Annotated in this window: 2 protein-coding genes; both read left to right on the forward strand. The window is 63.4% G+C overall.

Going from position 1 to position 2,693, the window contains the following annotated elements; genetic code table 11:
- The first annotated feature begins 564 nt into the window (after window positions 1-564).
- Window positions 565-1,101: a hypothetical protein gene (locus ACNJ7K_RS00130; RefSeq protein ID WP_268655953.1), complete on the forward strand. Its 537-nt coding sequence runs from the start codon at window positions 565-567 to the stop codon at window positions 1,099-1,101.
- A gap of 595 nt (window positions 1,102-1,696) precedes the next feature.
- Window positions 1,697-2,693, forward strand: a 997-nt coding sequence (locus ACNJ7K_RS00135) for an IS481 family transposase (RefSeq protein WP_487040953.1), incomplete at its 3' end; no start/stop codon positions are given.

Consider the following 2,693-nt stretch of genomic DNA (forward strand, 5'->3'; position numbering starts at 1 on the left):
GGCCGGGACGCGCTACGCGCGCCGCGCACACCACCGCCGCGCTGCTGACTCCCCGTCCCGACATCATACTCCCATCATACCCCATACCCGAAGACAGCACCAGACACGCAGAACCACTATCAATCACCAATTCAGTTACACACCAATTATATAACGCGGTATCACCGCACTGCCATACGCATTACAACTGTGAAACTATGCACGCCAACATGATTCACAATAACCATTGCGCCACAACATATTTCAAAAGCACACCGAAAACAGCACCCCACCGCCCCCACAGACCCCATCCACACCCGCCGGCCCCACACCGGGACATGCCATCACCCCAGCTCACAGCACACAACAACCCCCACACCCACCACCGGGCACACACGCCGAGGGACACACCGAGACCACGACACGGCAGAAGGCCGGACCTCCACACGACCCGGCCCCCAACCCCATCAACAACCGAACAATCCCTCAGCCGCAGAGACAGGTAATGCCATAAGTGCTCTCCAAGCAGCGGGCCGGTTTGTAGGGTGACGCAGCCCCGATTCGACAGCTCTCAGGAGGAACCCCATGACCGCTTGGCTCATCCCCTTGATCACCGCCTTTATCGCAGCGATCACCGTCGTGGCGGGTGCGATCGTGACCCGAAGCGCCACGCACTACTCAGCTCGCCTCCACGCCGATCAGCGCAGGCGCGATGTCGAGCTCGCGGTCCTCGACGAGTGCCGGAACGCGCTCCTCGACGCGGCCGACGCAGTGCAGAGCTACACCTTCGAGGTCGACGACGAGACCCGCCTCACACCCAACATCACGCCAGAACGGTTCAGCGAGATCCGTCCGATCATCGAACCCGCAGTCGTCAAGGCTCAACGACTGCAATTCCTGATCCCGGCCCTGCCGTGGGACCACATCGCAGCGGCCCTCACCGAAGCCTCCGACCTCCTGCAAGCGACTCTGGTCATTCAGGAGTCCGAAGGCGACATCTGGAAAGAAGCAATGGACAACCAGCCCAACCCGATCGTGGTCGCGCTCACCGCCGTTGCCACACATCGCCGACATCTACTCGAGACCTATCCCGTAAACGTCCGCCGCAGCCGACGGGCATGATACCGCGATGATCGCAACTCTTGCCCAGGCAACGAACGACACCACACCCGCAGCCGACAGCATCGAATGGCGACCGGGTGCCTTCGTTCCGATCGGCGTCGTCGTGGCACTGGCCGTCTGACGAACGCACAACTGGAGGCAAACCGTGAGCATGGCGGACGAAGTTCGGCGGCAACAGCAAGCAGCACGCGCGCAATACGAAGCTGAACGAGACGCTCAACAGCAGCGCGAACGTACGACAAGAGGCACCTTCGAACGCCCTGATGAATAAACTCGCGCCGGAGCTCGCCTCCTCGGCAAAAGAACTAAAGATGAAACTCAAGGCCGCATCACCAGCCGCTGGTGGCCTGTAGCTGTGCGTGGACATTCCATTGTCGTAGCTATACGACCCGACGGATCTTGGTTCCACCACGGTCGAACTCCTGCCTCCGACTCTTCCCCGGGACAGAGAAGGCGAACGAGCGCGGTATGCTAGGTGTTGCGGGTCATGACGTTGTAGACACCAGCTCAGGGGATTGAAGAAGGCGGACGGGCCTTCCAACGGCAGGATGGGAAGTACCACCAACTCACCCAGCGCAACCGAAAGAACCCGTCCATGCTCCACCGTAACGCCCCGCTGTCCGTCGAAGGTCGCCGCCGTCTCGTCGAGCGGTGCCAGACCCGTCCGCTGTCCCATGTCGCCGCCGAGATGGGGATCTCCCGGTCCTGCGCCAGCAAATGGATGGCCCGCTACCGCGAACACGGCGAACTCGGTCTGCTCGACCGCCCCAGCGTGCCGCACCATCAGCCCACCGCGACCCCGGCTGAGACCGTGGCGCGGATCGAGACCCTGCGGCGGACCCGCAAGTGGTCCGCAGCCCGCATCGCCCACGAACTGGGCGCCGACGGCATCAGCATCTCGGTGCGCACCGTCAGCCGGCACCTCGTTCACCTCGGGTTGAACCGGCGCAGGTTCCTCGATCCGAACGGCGAGAACAATCGCCAGCCACGCCGGATCATCGCCCGCTGGCCCGGCCATATGGTGCACGTCGACATCAAGAAAGTCGGCCGGATCCCCGACGGCGGTGGCTGGCGTGTCCACGGTCGGGGCAGCGAGCAGGCCAAGAAGGTCGAGCGCGCCAAGGTCGCCGGTGCCCGCGCCGGTTACGTCTACCTGCATTCGGCGGTCGACGGGTTCTCCCGCCTTGCCTATACCGAGGCGCTATCCGACGAGAAGGCCGCCACGGCAATCGGGTTCATGCACCGCGCACGGGTGTTCTTCGCCGCCCACGGCATCGTGCACATCCACCGGGTCGTCACCGACAACGGGTCCTGCTACCGCGCGAAGGACTTCGCGAAAGTGCTCCACGGTGGCCGGCATCAGCGGATCACCCCGTATACGCCTCGCCACAACGGGAAAGTGGAGCGCTACAACCGCATCCTGGCCGAGGAGTTCCTCTACGCCCGCGTCTGGGCCAGCGAACGGCAACGCGCCCAGGCCCTACAGGTGTGGAATGTGCACTACAACTATCATCGGCCGCATACTGCCGTCGGAAACCGGCCGCCCGCGAGCAAGCTCCGGACCGGTGTCACCAACGTCATGGCCTCATACA

Source organism: Rhodococcus shunpengi (assembly GCF_048381395.1).
Taxonomy (GTDB): domain Bacteria; phylum Actinomycetota; class Actinomycetes; order Mycobacteriales; family Mycobacteriaceae; genus Rhodococcus.

Bases quoted from the DNA above. Each gene is read 5' to 3' on its own strand.
- ACNJ7K_RS00130 (WP_268655953.1), top strand. From the start codon at position 565: ATGACCGCTTGGCTCATCCCCTTGATCACCGCCTTTATCGCAGCGATC.